General features: G+C 55.7%; 15 protein-coding genes and 1 tRNA gene. 12 read left to right on the forward strand and 4 right to left on the reverse strand.

Annotated elements, in window-relative coordinates:
* Positions 1-4: 4 nt before the first annotated feature.
* Positions 5-508 carry a transcription elongation factor GreB gene (gene greB / locus ACTG3T_RS12285; protein WP_439102565.1) on the reverse strand — a complete coding sequence of 168 codons (504 nt, stop codon included), beginning with the start codon at positions 506-508 and terminating at the stop codon, positions 5-7.
* A gap of 139 nt (positions 509-647) precedes the next feature.
* Here greB and ACTG3T_RS12290 point away from each other — a divergent pair, with 139 nt between their 5' ends.
* The 11 genes from ACTG3T_RS12290 to ACTG3T_RS12340 all read left to right on the forward strand — a co-directional run bounded on the left by ACTG3T_RS12290 (position 648) and on the right by ACTG3T_RS12340 (position 10,825).
* A complete protein-coding gene (locus ACTG3T_RS12290; protein WP_439102566.1) occupies positions 648-1,484 on the forward strand; it encodes a M23 family metallopeptidase in 837 nt (278 codons plus the stop codon).
* A gap of 273 nt (positions 1,485-1,757) precedes the next feature.
* Positions 1,758-1,943, forward strand: coding sequence for a Trm112 family protein (locus ACTG3T_RS12295; RefSeq protein WP_439102567.1), 186 nt, complete (start codon positions 1,758-1,760; stop codon positions 1,941-1,943).
* Between the two features lie 111 nt (positions 1,944-2,054).
* Complete coding sequence (locus ACTG3T_RS12300) at positions 2,055-2,402, forward strand: histidine triad nucleotide-binding protein (protein WP_439102568.1); 348 nt, start codon at positions 2,055-2,057, stop codon at positions 2,400-2,402.
* Positions 2,403-2,506: 104 nt separating this feature from the next.
* A complete protein-coding gene (gene alaS / locus ACTG3T_RS12305) occupies positions 2,507-5,110 on the forward strand; it encodes an alanine--tRNA ligase (RefSeq protein ID WP_439102569.1) in 2,604 nt (867 codons plus the stop codon).
* A 1-nt stretch (position 5,111) separates the two neighbouring features.
* Entirely contained in the window at positions 5,112-6,356 is a 1,245-nt protein-coding gene (locus ACTG3T_RS12310; RefSeq protein WP_439102570.1) for an aspartate kinase, read from the forward strand.
* Between the two features lie 47 nt (positions 6,357-6,403).
* The gene (csrA, locus tag ACTG3T_RS12315) at positions 6,404-6,604 is read left to right on the forward strand and encodes a carbon storage regulator CsrA (protein ID WP_439102571.1); all 201 of its coding nucleotides are present in this window, start codon (positions 6,404-6,406) and stop codon (positions 6,602-6,604) included.
* A 23-nt stretch (positions 6,605-6,627) separates the two neighbouring features.
* Positions 6,628-7,356 carry a nitroreductase family protein gene (locus ACTG3T_RS12320; protein ID WP_439102572.1) on the forward strand — a complete coding sequence of 243 codons (729 nt, stop codon included), beginning with the start codon at positions 6,628-6,630 and terminating at the stop codon, positions 7,354-7,356.
* A gap of 28 nt (positions 7,357-7,384) precedes the next feature.
* A tRNA-Ser gene (locus ACTG3T_RS12325) sits at positions 7,385-7,475 on the forward strand.
* Between the two features lie 170 nt (positions 7,476-7,645).
* Complete coding sequence (gene purE, locus ACTG3T_RS12330; protein ID WP_439102573.1) at positions 7,646-8,101, forward strand: 5-(carboxyamino)imidazole ribonucleotide mutase; 456 nt, start codon at positions 7,646-7,648, stop codon at positions 8,099-8,101.
* A gap of 21 nt (positions 8,102-8,122) precedes the next feature.
* Entirely contained in the window at positions 8,123-9,196 is a 1,074-nt protein-coding gene (locus ACTG3T_RS12335; RefSeq protein ID WP_439102574.1) for an ATP-grasp domain-containing protein, read from the forward strand.
* A gap of 168 nt (positions 9,197-9,364) precedes the next feature.
* On the forward strand, positions 9,365-10,825 hold the full coding sequence (locus ACTG3T_RS12340) for a coniferyl aldehyde dehydrogenase (protein ID WP_439102575.1): 1,461 nt from the start codon (positions 9,365-9,367) through the stop codon (positions 10,823-10,825).
* Between the two features lie 102 nt (positions 10,826-10,927).
* Here ACTG3T_RS12340 and ACTG3T_RS12345 read toward each other — a convergent pair whose 3' ends face one another.
* The 3 genes from ACTG3T_RS12345 to ACTG3T_RS12355 form a co-directional block, all read right to left on the reverse strand.
* Positions 10,928-11,674, reverse strand: coding sequence for an LrgB family protein (locus ACTG3T_RS12345; protein WP_439102586.1), 747 nt, complete (start codon positions 11,672-11,674; stop codon positions 10,928-10,930).
* 2 nt (positions 11,675-11,676) lie between these two features.
* On the reverse strand, positions 11,677-12,036 hold the full coding sequence (locus ACTG3T_RS12350; RefSeq protein WP_439102576.1) for a CidA/LrgA family protein: 360 nt from the start codon (positions 12,034-12,036) through the stop codon (positions 11,677-11,679).
* A gap of 286 nt (positions 12,037-12,322) precedes the next feature.
* Positions 12,323-13,942 carry a SulP family inorganic anion transporter gene (locus tag ACTG3T_RS12355; protein ID WP_439102577.1) on the reverse strand — a complete coding sequence of 540 codons (1,620 nt, stop codon included), beginning with the start codon at positions 13,940-13,942 and terminating at the stop codon, positions 12,323-12,325.
* A gap of 119 nt (positions 13,943-14,061) precedes the next feature.
* Between ACTG3T_RS12355 and ACTG3T_RS12360 the strand changes: the two genes are divergently transcribed.
* Positions 14,062-14,464: LysR family transcriptional regulator (locus ACTG3T_RS12360; RefSeq protein WP_439102578.1), on the forward strand; the 403-nt coding region annotated here is incomplete at its 3' end.

Consider the following 14,464-nt stretch of genomic DNA (forward strand, 5'->3'; position numbering starts at 1 on the left):
TTAGTCAGTCCCGGGAATAGCGCACATCCAGTATCTCGAGTTCCCTGAGCCCTCCGGGACTCTCAAGGTTGACGCAGTCGCCTGCGCTCTTTCCCAGCAGCGCACGGGCAATGGGGGAGTCGATGGACACCTCGCCGCGGGCGGATTCAAATTCGTCGGGTCCCAGGATCGTAACGGTCTGGGAGATGGCATGTTGATCTTCGACCTCGACCGTGGCGCCAAAGAAAACGCGCGCGGTGTCCGCCGGGGGCTCCCGCACTACCTGCAGCACTTCGAGGCGCTTGGAGATAAAACGCACGCGCCCGTCGATCTCCCGAAGTCGCTTCTTGCCATAGATGTAGTCACCGTTTTCTGAGCGGTCGCCGTTCCTGGCGGCATCCTGCACCGCCAGGGCAACCACCGGGCGCTCCTGGCGCCATAGCCGATCAAGCTCCGCCCGCAGCCGCGCCTCACCGGCAGCAGTGATCAGTGGCGTCCCTTTCGGGCGTGGTGCTCTATAGCGTCCCATGAGCCTTATTCTAACGCGCCTGAATGCTCTGGCGGTTAGGGAAGGCGGCTGCGAGGCCCCGTCAGCGTTAAGAAGGCGCTATCTATTGCCCGCGGTATTGAGGGCGCACTAAACTGACTCAATGAAAAAATACAGAACAATGCCAGGGGCTATTGCAGCCGCGGCTGCATTATCACTGAACGCGTCGGCCTGGGGACAGTGCGTTACGGTGCAGGGAGACCCGGTGGAGGGGGGGCTGATCTGGGCAAAGGTGAGCCCGGGTGAAACAGTCAGGCTTGATGATAGGTCCCTGCCCGTGCTTCCCAATGGTTACGTGGTCGCGGGATTTCATCGTGATTCACCGGCGCTCAGCGTTTTGAAAGTGGGCGCAGACTGCGAGCTTGAGCTGCGCGTCGCGCAACGCGAGTACCGCATACAAAGAGTGGAAGGCGTTCCCCAGCGCACCGTAACGCCGCCAAAAGAGCAATTGGAGCGTATTCGAAGGGAGCGTCAGCGCGTGGCCGCTGCGAAAGCGAAGCTTGTGGAACGCCCCGATTGGCTCATGCAGATCGATGGGGGCTTTGTGTGGCCCGTCGAAGGACCGATTTCCGGCGTTTACGGGAGCCAGCGTGTATACAACGGTAAGCCGGGGAGTCCTCACTATGGCGTGGACATTGCTGTACCGACAGGGACCGCGGTCTATGCGCCGGCGGCGGGACAGGTGACACTGGCCGAGGCCGATCTCTTTTACTCAGGGGGCACCGTCATTCTCGATCACGGTTACGGTCTCTCCTCGTCTTTCCTGCACATGAGCGCGGTGACCGCAAAGGTAGGTGACGAACTTGCCCAGGGCGACAAGATCGGAGAGGTCGGGGCCACGGGTCGGGCAACGGGGCCCCATCTGGACTGGCGTATGAGCTGGCAGGACCGGCGGGTGGATCCCCAGAGACTGGTGCCGCCCATGGCCCTGGACGACGAGACTCCCGCAGCCAAGTAACGCTATCTTGCAGAGGAAACCCCGAGAGAGCGCGATGTTGACTTGCCCGCTATAGCCTTCCGGCCCTCGCAAAGGGCGCAGTTGCGAGGCTCCCAGCCAGGAACACGGCGGAGATCATCTTGTTGATTGACGTGGTCTTTACTCGCAGGGTTTGAAAGGACGAAAAATGTCCTGCAACCCGCCGGCAAACACAAGAGAAACCCTCTTCGGTACTCCAGTAAGCGCCCAAAAAACCGTATACTGGCGCTTTTTTATCCAGAAGGAAAAATCCCCGTGCTCGACAAGAAGCTTTTGAGCATCCTGGTATGCCCCGTGAGCAAGGCTCCTCTGGAGTACAACGAGGCAAGCGAGGAGCTGTTTTGCAAAGCCAGCGGTCTGGCTTATCCGGTACGTGATGGCATACCTGTCATGCTCGAAGAGGAAGCGCGTCAACTCACCGCAGACGAAAAACTCGGTTGAGATAAGGGCCCGGGGAAGCGCGGGTGCAGGCCCACTCGCGCCGAGTTGCGCGGCTATTACATTTTCTACATTTTCACGAAAGTACCCTATGGAAGGAGGTAGATATTAGTTATGGCGGACAGTATTTTCACAAAAATCATCAACGGTGAGATTCCCGCAGAAAAAATCTACGAGGATGAACACTGCATCGCCATCTACGACATCAATCCCCAGGCGCCGGTACACGTGCTGCTCATCCCTAAAAAGATTATCGAAAAGCTGTCTGACGCTGAAGATTCTGATCAGGCACTTCTGGGACACCTGATGCTGGCGGCGGGGAACGTGGCCCGACAGTTGGGCGTCGCTGATGCTTTCCGACTGATCATCAACAACGGTGAGGGCGTGGGGATGACGGTACACCATCTCCATATGCACATTATTGCAGGCAGCACCCTCAGTGAAGGTAAAATGGTGGGTTGAATCCGCCACACCTTTGTTCCTGAGTCGGCGCAAGCAATCGCACCGACAACTAATACTACATTTGCCATCCGGCAGCCCCGGAGTGCTATCAGAGAGAGCAAGTCATGAAAACCGGAGAAATCCGCGAGGCGTTTCTCGCCTATTTTGAGTCCCACGAACACCAGCGTGTACCCAGTAGCTCTCTGGTGCCCGCTGATGACCCGACGCTGCTGTTTACCAATGCGGGCATGAACCAGTTCAAGGACGTGTTCCTGGGCGCTGAGTCCCGACCTTACAGCCGGGCGGTGAGTGCCCAGCGCTGCGTCCGTGCGGGCGGAAAGCACAACGATCTGGAGAATGTGGGCTACACCGCACGACACCACACGTTCTTCGAGATGTTGGGCAACTTCAGCTTTGGCGATTACTTCAAACGGGAGGCGATTCGCTTTGCCTGGGACTTTCTTACGGTGCAGTTGGGCCTTCCCAGGGAAAAGCTGTGGGTCACGGTGCATATCACCGATGACGAGGCTGAGAAAATCTGGATAGAGGATATCGGCTTTCCCGCTGAGCGTATCTCCCGGCTGGATGAAGACAATTTCTGGCAGATGGGGGATACGGGACCCTGCGGACCGAGCTCCGAGGTGTTCTATGACCATGGTGAGGATGTGCCCGGGGGGCCTCCCGGCAGTGCCGATGATGATCTCGATCGTTACATTGAGATCTGGAACCTGGTCTTCATGCAGTACAACCGCAGTGCCGACGGCGAGATGGCGCCGCTGCCCAAGCCCTCCGTGGACACCGGGATGGGTTTGGAGCGTATTGCCGCGATTCTCCAGGGCGTGCACAGCAACTACGAGATCGATCTGTTCCAGGCGCTGATTCAATCTGCCGCTGAGGTGGTGGGCACCGATGACCTGAAGGCATCCTCGCTACGGGTTATTGCGGACCATATCCGATCCAGTGCTTTCCTCATTATCGATGGCGTGCTCCCGGGCAACGAGGGCCGGTCCTACGTGCTCCGTCGCATCATGCGCCGGGCAATCCGCCACGGTAACAAGCTGGGTGCCGACTCTCTGTTTTTCCACAAGCTTGTTTCGTCGCTGGTCGTACAAATGGGCGATTTCTATCCCGAGCTGCGCGAGCAGAAGACGCGTATTGAAGACGTGATCCGGGGTGAGGAAGAGCAATTTGCCCGCACCCTCGAGCAGGGCATGGTGATACTCGATGAAGCATTGGCCGCCATGGACGGGACCGTTATTCCCGGCGATGTGGTGTTCAAGCTCTATGACACCTATGGATTCCCCGTGGATCTCACCAATGATATTGCCAGGGAGCGTGACTTCAGTCTGGATATGCAGGGCTATGAAGCCGCCATGCAGGCTCAGCGCGCGCGCTCCAAAGAAGGCGGTGCTTTTGCCGTCGATTACAACACCACGCTTACCTTGGCGGGGGAAACGCTGTTTACCGGTTATGACCAAAGCACCGGCAGCGGGGAAGTTGTTGCGCTGCTACGTGACGGCGAGGAGGTTACGGCCCTGAATGCCGGTGATAGCGGCGTAGTCATCCTTGATCGCACACCCTTTTACGGTGAGTCCGGCGGACAGGCCGGGGATAGTGGATATCTCAGCAGCGACGGACTTCGCTTCGAAGTGAGCGATACCACCAAAGCTCAGGGGCATCATCTCCACCACGGCGAGGTGCTTGAGGGCACCATCGCTGTGGGTGACTCGTTGCACTGCGAAATCGACAACGCGCTGCGCCACAAGACACGCCTGAATCACTCGGCGACGCATCTGCTCCACGCCGCCTTGCGCTATGAACTGGGAGAGCATGTGGCCCAGAAGGGGTCTTTGGTGGACGGGCAGCGCCTGCGTTTTGACTTCTCCAACCCCGAGGCAATGACTTCAGCGCAGCTGCGGGCGGTGGAGGACAGCGTCAACGCCCAAATCCGTGCCAATGCCGAGGTCACTACGCAGGTCATGTCCATGGATGAGGCCCGCGACGCGGGTGCCATGGCGCTATTCGGAGAGAAATACGGCGACGAAGTTCGGGTGCTGACCATGGGCGAGAACGAATTTTCTGTAGAGCTCTGTGGAGGTACCCACGTGGGGCGAACCGGCGACATCGGCCTGTTTCGCATTGTGTCAGAGGGCGGTCTTGCCTCCGGTGTCCGCCGTATTGAAGCCGTGACGGGAGAGCACGCCCTTCGTGAAATACGTGCCGTTGATGACGCTCTCGCGGGGGTTTGTGAGGTGATTCGCGCAACCACAGACAACGTCAGTGACAAGGTGGCGGCCCTAAGGAGCCAAAATCGTGACCTGGAAAAGGAACTCGCGCGCCTGAAGCAGAAATTGGCCTCATCAGCGGGCAGCGACATTACCGCCTCGGCGATCGATGTGGACGGCGTGAAGGTCCTTGCGGCGGCAGTCGACGGTGCCGATCCCGGTGCGTTACGCGGGATTATGGATCAGTGCAAGAACAAGCTGGGTAGCGGCGTGATTCTGCTGGCCGCGGTGAATGACGAGAAGGTGGCCCTGGTGGCGGGAGTGACAAAAGACCTCACGGACCGCGTGCGCGCCGGCGATCTCATGCGGGAGTTCGCAGGACGCCTGGGCGGCAAGGGCGGCGGTCGGCCCGATATGGCCCAGGGCGGCGGCACCGAGCCCGCCTTGTTGCCCGCCGCTCTGGAAGCGGTGCCCGCGTGGGTGTCTGAGAACCTGAAGGCTTGAGATGGCGCTGATCGTTCAAAAATTCGGCGGCACCTCCGTAGGTTGTGTGGAACGTATCGAGCAGGTGGCTGACAAGGTGGCCCGTTTTCGGGATCAGGGTCATGACATTGTAGTTGTGGTCTCGGCGATGAGTGGCGAGACCAACCGTCTCATCGACCTGGCGCAGCAGATACAGGATCAGCCCGTGCCCCGGGAAATGGACGTGCTTGTGTCCACGGGCGAGCAGGTGACCACCGCTCTCCTGGCGATGGCGCTGCAAAAGCGCGGCAAGGCGGCAAAAAGCTACAACGGTTCCCAGGTACGCATTCTCACGGATGACGCGCATACCAAGGCGCGAATTCGGGAAATCGACGACGTCAGGCTCCACGCGGATCTCGACGCCGGTAACGTCGTGGTGGTTGCCGGGTTCCAGGGTGTGGATGAGCACGGCAATATCACAACCCTGGGTCGGGGTGGTTCAGATACGACGGCCGTGGCCCTGGCAGCGGCTTTAAAGGCCGATGAGTGTCAGATCTACACCGATGTGGATGGGGTTTACACCACGGATCCCCGGGTCGTGGACGGTGCAAAGCGTCTGGACAAAATCACCTTTGAAGAAATGCTGGAAATGGCCAGCATGGGATCCAAGGTGTTGCAGATTCGGGCTGTGGAATTCGCGGGGAAGTACAACGTGCCCCTGCGGGTGCTGCACAGCTTTCAGGATGGGCCGGGCACCCTTATCAGCCTTGAAGAAGAGGAAGACCCTATGGAAACCCCTACAATCGCCGGCATCGCATTCAATCGTGACGAGGCCAAGCTCACTATTCTCGGCGTACCCGATATGCCCGGGGTCGCTTTCAAGATTCTGGGCCCCATTGGTCATGCAAACATTGAGGTCGACGTAATTGTTCAGAACGTCGCCGAGGACAACAGCACGGACTTTACCTTTACCGTGTCCCGCAGTGAGTTGGCGCGGGGTGAAGAGATTCTCAAACAGATCGCTGCGGAACTGGGTGCCCGGGAAGTCCGTTCCGACAGCCGCATCGCGAAAATTTCTGTCGTGGGGGTCGGCATGCGATCTCACGCCGGTGTGGCCAGTCAGATGTTTGAGGCTTTGGCCGACGTGGGAATCAATATCCAGATGATTACCACCTCGGAGATTAAAATCTCGGTGATTATCGAAGAGAAGTTTCTGGAACTTGCCGTGCGTGCCCTCCACTCATCCTTTGGACTGGATGCGGAACCTCAGGAAGAGTCCGCTGCCTAAGTTCTGGGAGCGCAGCGTAAGGCCGGCGCCAACATAGGACGGAATACATGCTAATCCTGACACGGAAAGAGGGCGAATCGTTGAGGCTGGGTGACGACATCACGGTCACCGTGGTCAGCGTGAAAGGCGGTAATGTACGCATTGGTATCAACGCCCCCCGCGATCTGGCGGTGCATCGCGAGGAGATCTACGACAAGATCGCTGGAGGCGACGCCGGCACCGAGTCCCCCGTTAGCGACAATAGCTAGTCTGGAGTGCGCCGGTATCTCTCATGAGCGATGATTACGAAGCGATACCGTTGCCCCATGTTCAGAAACTGTCAGACAAAGAATCGCGGGAGCATGCCTTAAGTTATCTTGAGCATGTCCGCAAGAGGCACTCGGTGCGTGACTTTGCTGCCACACCGGTCCCTAAAGACATCATAGAAGCCTGCGTTCGCGCGGCGGGCACAGCTCCGAGCGGCGCCAACCACCAACCCTGGCACTTTGCCTGCATTAGCGACCCCCGTGTCAAACGTGAGATTCGGGAGGCCGCAGAAATTGAGGAGGCCGAGTTTTACGGCGGCCGTGGCGGAGATGAGTGGCTTAAAAACCTTAGCAAACTCGGTACGGATCAGTTCAAGCCGTTTCTGGAGACCGCCCCCTGGCTTATCGCGATTTTTGTGGAGCGTCAGGGCACGGACGAAAAGGGTAAGAAACGTAAGAACTATTACATGTCAGAGTCCGTGGGTATCGCTACGGGCTTTCTGTTGAATGCGCTGCACAGCGCTGGATTGGGCACCCTGACGCATACACCCAACCCTATGAAGTTTCTCAGCAACATCCTGAAGCGGCCGGCTACCGAGCGTCCCTACATGCTGATTGTGGTGGGGCATCCTGCAGAAGATGCCACGGTGCCGGCAGCAGCGCTTCAAAAAAAGCCGCTTGAAGAAATCGCGAGTTTTTTTGTGGATGGGAGCGAAGACTCCCCGGAGACGGGTAATACGGGTTTGACCCGCTAGAAGACGGTGGTATCATCCCGCGCCTTATGGAGAAGTGGCCGAGTGGCTGAAGGCGCGCCCCTGCTAAGGGCGTATACGTTAATAGCGTATCGAGGGTTCGAATCCCTCCTTCTCCGCCATTTTTTCCCGTCTGCGTTCGACGCGGAAAAGGGAATTAGGTGGTAAACTAAACGCGTTTTAGAGGGGCCCTGAAGGGGCCCTTTTTCATTCAAGGTTCCGGGCAGAGAATGATACGATCTGCTCTCCGCCACTGGAGGTGGCTATGTCAGACATCGCGGTTGGAATTATCATGGGATCACGTTCCGATTGGGACGTAATGGAAGGTGCCGCTCTCATGCTTGAGCAGCTGGGCATACCCTACGAGGCGAAGGTTGTTTCAGCTCACCGAACGCCTGATCGACTCTATGACTACGCGCGCAGTGCGCGTGACCGCGGCTTGAAGGCGATTATTGCTGGTGCCGGCGGTGCGGCCCATCTGCCCGGTATGACGGCGGCTATGACGCCTGTGCCAGTGCTGGGTGTGCCTGTGGATGCCACCGTGCTGAATGGTATTGATGCGCTAATGTCTATTGTGCAAATGCCCAAAGGCGTGCCAGTGGCCACGTTTGCAGTGGGTAAGCCTGGCGCGGTCAATGCGGCCTTGTTTGCAGCGGCGATGCTTGCCAATGATGACCGTGATATACGCAAGGCTCTCGATAGCTTTCGCGCTGCGCAAACCGACGAAGTCCCAGAGAACCCCCTTTGATTAAAAATTAAGGAGAGCACGGTGAAGCAGCGTCTTGGAATAATTGGGTGTGGTCAGCTCAGTCAGATGCTGGGTGAAGCGGCCAACCGTCTTGGGATACAGGTCTCATTTCTTTGTCTCGATGAGACGCCCGTTGTTGCGGGACTGGGACGAGTTTACTCTGAAGATGAATTGGATACCTTTCTCGCTGCCTGCGATGCGATTACCGTTGAACGTGAAAGCATTCCTGATCCTATTCTTCGTCGAGCAGCCAATGAAGTCGGTTTGGCGCCGAGCTATGAAGCGCTCGTTATATTACGCCAGCGAGATACGCAGAAAGCGATGCTCGACGAACTGGCTATTCCCACATCTCCCTGGGGAACAGCGCCAGACTCGGACGCTCTCGCACAACTCCTAGCGACGTTCCCCAGCGCGCATGTTCGTTGCAAGCGAATTTTGGGGGGTTATGACGGTGGCGGTCAGTGGCGTGTCGGTGGGGAGTATTCGATTGACGCTATACCGGAAGGCGGCTACCCGCTGATCGCGGAGGCTGAGATTGCGATTGAGCGCGAGCTCGCGATCATTGTGGGTCGCGATGAGCAAGGTGCTATTCAGTGTTACCCCATGACTGAGAACGCAATGCGCGACGGTATTCTGATCGGCAGTTTTGTGCCTGCAAGGGTGGATGAGGAAATGGCAGCGCAAGCGCAAGAGTACGCGCGGCGCCTCGTTGAACGTATGGGTTACGTTGGTGTGCTCGCGATTGAATTCTTCGTCACTGAAGGGCAACTAATCGTCAATGAAATCGCTCCTAGGGTCCACAATACCGGGCACTGGTCGATGGGTGCCTTAGGCGCAGACCAATTCATTCAGCATGTGCGCTTGGTACTGGGTGCGCCCGTGGTGGAGCCTGTACTGCAAGGGGGCGCGGCAATGGTTAATCTTCTCGATGACGCGCTTCCTAAAACGATGCCGGAAGGCCCGATTCGGACGCTCATTCAGACCTACGGAAAAGGCATACGCAAAGGGCGCAAGTTGGGTCACCTTACGTTAATTGGTCCGGATGCGGACGAGGTTCGCCGTGAGGCTGAGCGGTTAATAGTAGAGTTACATTAGGCATTACGGTGCTCTTTTACAGGTCAGTTACAGGCCAGTTTCTCGTACTACACGCCCAAATAGCGCTTCAAAGCAATGTAGTCGCTGAGTGATCTCGTGCACTCGTTGTGGTAGTTTCAAAGCAAATAGCGACATTAGTTTGGGCGTTGCCCAAGGAGAGTACCCATAATGAATCAGGCTGCAACCCTAGATGCAGGACAGTTGGCTGCATCTGTCGAAGCGACGAAACTTGAGCTAAACGCTGCTTTTCAGCGCCAACGCGCTGCGTATCTAGCAAACCCCTATCCCGATTTTGCTCAGCGCAAGCAAGATTTACTGGCGCTAAAACGTATGATCTCTGAAAACCGAGATGAGATTATTCAGGCTATCTGTGAAGACTATGGCAATCGCTCCAGCTTTGAGAGTAAATTTGCTGAAATCGTTACTGCGACTGACACCATCGGGCACACTATTAAGCAGTTAAAGGGATGGATGAAGCCCCAGCGTCGAAGCATCGACTTGACGATGTATTTCGGGGCCAAAAATCGGGTGATTCCTCAGCCCTTGGGTGTTACGGGCCTTATCGTGCCTTGGAATTTTCCGATCATGCTCTCCGTCACTCAGCTCGTTGCCGCTTTTGCTGCCGGTAATCGCGCCATGGTTAAAATGTCGGAGAACTCGGTTGCGCTTACCCGCGTCTTACGCAAAATTTCGCCAAACTATTTCCCGTTGGAAAAACTCGAGTTTTTTGAGGAGACAGGCGGTGTAGGGATCGAGTTTTCACAGATTCCTTTCGATCTCATTATTTTCACAGGCTCGGGCCAAACGGGTCGTAAAGTCATGGCTTCCGCGGCACAGAATCTGACGCCCGTCATTCTCGAGCTAGGCGGTAAAGCGCCTGCGGTCATCGACAAGTCGTTCTCGCTGCAAAAAGCAGTAGAACGCATTTTATTTGTTAAGCGCTTCAACGCCGGTCAAATCTGCACTAACGTCGATTATGTGTTTGTGCACAAAACGCAGATCGAGGAGTTTGTTACCCTCTGTAAGGAGTGGGCAGCTAAGCACTGTGCCGATATCAATGCCGATGATTACACGTCGATTATTGACGACCTGTCATTTAAGCGATTGCAAGACACGCTAGTAGATTGCCAAGAAAAAGGCGCGCGCATTGTTAAGTTGAGTGAGCAAGAAGCCAACCCCGCAGCACGCAAAATGCCTTTGCATTTGGTACTCGATACGCAGCCTGAGATGATCATCCGCCAGCGGGAGACCTTTGGTCCTTTGCTGATGGTTTTGCCTTATGAGCAGCCCCAAGAAGTTATTGATTATGTAAATAGCCATGACCGCCCGCTCGCACTGTATCCGTTTAGTAATGACAGCGCATTGGTTGACCGTTATATCGAGAATATTATGTCGGGTGGTGTAACGGTGAATGATGCGTTATTCCACGTTGCGCAGCACGACTTGCCTTTTGGTGGTGTCGGACCCTCGGGTATGGGGCATTACCACGGCTATGAGGGCTTTACGGCGTGCTCCAAAATGCGGCCCGTGTTTTATCAAGCCAAAACTACGGCGATGAAATTTATGACGCCGCCTTACAGCAATTTCGCTAATAAGATGATCGATATGATGGTCAAAATGAAAGGCTAATCACCCTGGAAACGCAGCTGAAATGTTCCGTGTGAGTTTTAGCTGAATCGACTTCGACACTAAGTCAATCAGCGAGTGTCGAAGTCGTAACCCTCTTCTTTATTATCCTGTGACTAAATAAGGCCCCAATACATACCACACTGGCGGCACTAATATCGCGGTGAACAATGCGCTCAAGCCCATCCCGAGCCCCGCATAGGCTCCCAAAGCGTGACTGACTTGCAAAGCACGGGCTGTACCGATGCCGTGCGCAGCAATACCTATAGCTATTCCCTGCGCACGTGGATCGACAATGCCCGTTAGGCGGAGGATGCCCAAACCAAAGATGGCACCCAAAATCCCAGTAATGATGACAGTAACAGCCGCAAGCGCCGGCAGCCCTTCTAGCTGCTCGGCGATAGCCATAGCAACAGGGGTGGTCGTAGACTTAGCGGCCAGCGAGCGCATTGTCAGCTCTGAACCGCCAAGCCAGCTAATGCAGAATAAGGTGCTCAGGGCTGCAGTGAGTGAACCTGCGCCAACGCTCAATATGAGCGGTAGCGCGGTGCGTCGCAGATGCTGTAACTGTTGATGGAGAGGAATTGCTAAGGCAACCGTGGCGGTTCCCAACAAAAAGTGTAGAGCTTGAGAACCGTTAAAATAGTCCTCATAGCGCGTATCTGTTAGGTGGAGCGTTGTCATCACGCCGGCCATGCCGAGCAACACTGGGTTGACAAGCGGGGACTGCCCCGAACGCCTAAATAACCAAAGCGCTATAAGGTAAAACGCCACCGTTAGAGGAACACTCCAAGCAGCATTTTGCGCGAGCGCCGCCAGCTCTGGGAGCCCCGCTAGATTATCGACGAGCATGCTCACGGCTCTCGCTGCTCTATGTCATGGTCGGACAGGCCCAAGCGCATGACACTTGCACTCACTAACAGGGTGACTAGCGTACTGACAGAAATGGCCACGGCGATCGGTAGCCATTCGTCCTTGATTAACTCGAGATAGAGCAGTATCCCCGAACCTGCCGGAATGAAGAGTAGCGACATATGTCGAAGAAGCGGGCTCGCGATTGTCTGCATGCTTTCCGATACGCCGCCGGTCAACACAAGGTAGGCAAGCATTAGCATCATCCCCATCACGGGCCCAGGAATGGGTATGCCAAATTGCGCTGCAAGGAGATCGCCAGCTAGTTGGCATCCAAAAAGGGCGAGTAGGGCAAGGTGCATGTGAGTAGTCCACCGGTAGTCAAGGGCTAGTTTAACCCTAAGAGCATGCTCCATCATATCTCGGATAGACGAGTACAATTCGTCTCGCGGTGACTGCTTGCTAGTAGTCAGCAACCGGAACGCGGAGAATAAAAAAACCCCGCTTGAGCGAGGTTCCAATACTTAGCGTTTGAGTAACGGTTTGTCTGTGGCATTCCTTTACGAAGATCGGAACTGCGTTTCCTGACAATGTGTTACTGGTTGTCGTTGCGCCCACTCCCGATTGCCGCGGGATCGGTTGGAGACGTCAATGGGCAGGGAATTCTTGCTTAAGCATCCGCAATATCTCTATGCGTTCTTTATAGCGGTCTTTTTCGATGTCAAAGCAGCAGTCCGCTTCTAGCCCAACGAGTGTTTCAGCGATCTCATCGGACATCCCTGTAACAAAAGTTCGCTTGCCCGCACGTTTCGCATCACAGGCGATTGTCTCGACGGCCCGTGCCGCGGAAACATCGAGAAAGGGTACTCGCTGGAAGTCGAGCACAATAGCGCGCATGCCATCGCGGTAGCGCTCTCGGACATGATGGCCAACATCAGCAGCGGCACCAAAACTCAAGGGACCCCCGAATTCGAAAATGGTGACTCGATCTTTAATATCATGTAGTAATTCGCGCTCTTCTTCGCTTGTTGGTGTAAGCGGTCGAGATAGCAAGTCATCGAGCTGACTTGCAGCCACTTGGCGTACGTAGGCTAAAGCGGCAAGTACTACCCCGGCCGCTACAGCGGTTATGAGGTCAATAAACACGGTCAAGCCGAGAACCATAACCATCAAGGCTAGATCCCAGCGAGGTCCGCGATGGGCATTCTTGAGGTAGCTAAAATCAATAATGTCTAGTCCCACTTTGATGAGAACACCCGCGAGTGCAGCGTGGGGTATATATGCGGCCACGGGTCCGACACCTAGAACAACGGCTGCGAGCACCAGTGAGTGGATCATTCCGGAGAGTCTAGTGACACCACCTGAGCGGACATTAACAACCGTACGCATAGTGGCACCTGCGCCGGCAATGCCTCCAAATAAGCCCGCGACCGCGTTACCAATACCTTGGCCTATGAGCTCTTGGTTAGAATCGTGACGCGTGCGTGTCATGTTGTCGGCAACAAGTGAGGTCAATAAACTATCGATCGAGCCAAGAACTGCCAATATAACCGCGGCTTCTAAGACCAGCGCGAATGCCGATTGGTCAAAGACCGGTAGATGCAATGAGGGTAAGCCACTGGGTATATCGCCAAGAATTGGCATGGCGCCAACAAACAGCGATAGAACAGTACCGGCTGTGAGTGCTGCCAGCGGCGCAGGGAGGTATTTGCCCCAAGCGGTGGGCCAGCTGTAGACAACCACAAGCGTTAGTGCAGCAACGGACAGCGCAGACCAGTTGATACTTGCCAGGGCAGTGGGTAGATAGGCCAGTCCTGGAACGGTGCCTGCAGGTGCTGCATGCCCTAACGTCGCATCAAGCTGGAGGATAATAATGATCACTCCAATTCCGCTCATAAAGCCGGATACAACGGGGTAGGGTACCAAGCGGATCAAGTCGCCGAGTTTAAAAACCCCGAGAGCAATCTGTATGAGACCTGCGAGCATGACCGCAGTCAAGATAAGCCCAACATCTCCAGAGAGACTCGCGAACAATCCCGCGAGTACCACGACCATGGGGCCTGTTGGTCCGGATACGTTAGTAGGTGTTCCCCCGAACCAGGCGGCAAAAAATCCTACTATAATTGCGCCGTACATACCCGCAATGGGGCCTAGGCCCGAGGCTAAACCGAAGGCGAGTGCAAGAGGGATTGCCACTACACCGGCCGTGAGGCCCCCGTAGATGTCACCGCGTAGATGGGATAGGTCAAATTTAAAAGCAGACAACACGGCACCCTTCCATTTAAGTTTGGGGCATACAATGATCTAAATGCGTTGCAAAATATATAGACATTAATCGCTATAGGGTATAGATTTAATCTATCACATGAATATCTTTGGAATCCGCCGTGCGTTCATTGCGACAGCTAGAGTATTTTCTTGAAGTTTCCGAGGCGGGCTCGTTGAGACAGGCGGCTACGCGCTTAGGGGTTACTCAGCCGACTCTTACCGTTCAACTTCGCAGTTTAGAAGAAGCGTTGGGCGTTGTACTGCTGGAGCGAAGCCGCAGTGCCACTTATCTGACGCCAGCAGGGCGCGAGCTTTTGCCCAATGCACGGGAACTCTTGAATCAATGGCGTAATCTCATCGAGTCTGCCCATTTGCTTGGTGACCATACCTACTCAACGTATAGGTTGGGTGTGCCACCTACATTGGGTCCCTATCTGTTGCCGACCCTGCTGCCCTTCATTCATAAAAAGTTCACGCGTTTGCGTCTACACGTGCGCGAGGAGGTACCCGATAAGCTGCTTT

It is taken from the genome of Congregibacter sp. (genome assembly GCF_965660375.1).
GTDB lineage: Bacteria > Pseudomonadota > Gammaproteobacteria > Pseudomonadales > Halieaceae > Congregibacter.

Bases quoted from the DNA above. Each gene is read 5' to 3' on its own strand.
- greB (WP_439102565.1), bottom strand. From the start codon at position 508: ATGGGACGCTATAGAGCACCACGCCCGAAAGGGACGCCACTGATCACT.
- ACTG3T_RS12290 (WP_439102566.1), top strand. From the start codon at position 648: ATGCCAGGGGCTATTGCAGCCGCGGCTGCATTATCACTGAACGCGTCG.
- ACTG3T_RS12300 (WP_439102568.1), top strand. From the start codon at position 2,055: ATGGCGGACAGTATTTTCACAAAAATCATCAACGGTGAGATTCCCGCA.
- alaS (WP_439102569.1), top strand. From the start codon at position 2,507: ATGAAAACCGGAGAAATCCGCGAGGCGTTTCTCGCCTATTTTGAGTCC.
- ACTG3T_RS12310 (WP_439102570.1), top strand. From the start codon at position 5,112: ATGGCGCTGATCGTTCAAAAATTCGGCGGCACCTCCGTAGGTTGTGTG.
- csrA (WP_439102571.1), top strand. From the start codon at position 6,404: ATGCTAATCCTGACACGGAAAGAGGGCGAATCGTTGAGGCTGGGTGAC.
- ACTG3T_RS12320 (WP_439102572.1), top strand. From the start codon at position 6,628: ATGAGCGATGATTACGAAGCGATACCGTTGCCCCATGTTCAGAAACTG.
- purE (WP_439102573.1), top strand. From the start codon at position 7,646: ATGGGATCACGTTCCGATTGGGACGTAATGGAAGGTGCCGCTCTCATG.
- ACTG3T_RS12340 (WP_439102575.1), top strand. From the start codon at position 9,365: ATGAATCAGGCTGCAACCCTAGATGCAGGACAGTTGGCTGCATCTGTC.
- ACTG3T_RS12345 (WP_439102586.1), bottom strand. From the start codon at position 11,674: ATGCTCGTCGATAATCTAGCGGGGCTCCCAGAGCTGGCGGCGCTCGCG.
- ACTG3T_RS12350 (WP_439102576.1), bottom strand. From the start codon at position 12,036: ATGCACCTTGCCCTACTCGCCCTTTTTGGATGCCAACTAGCTGGCGAT.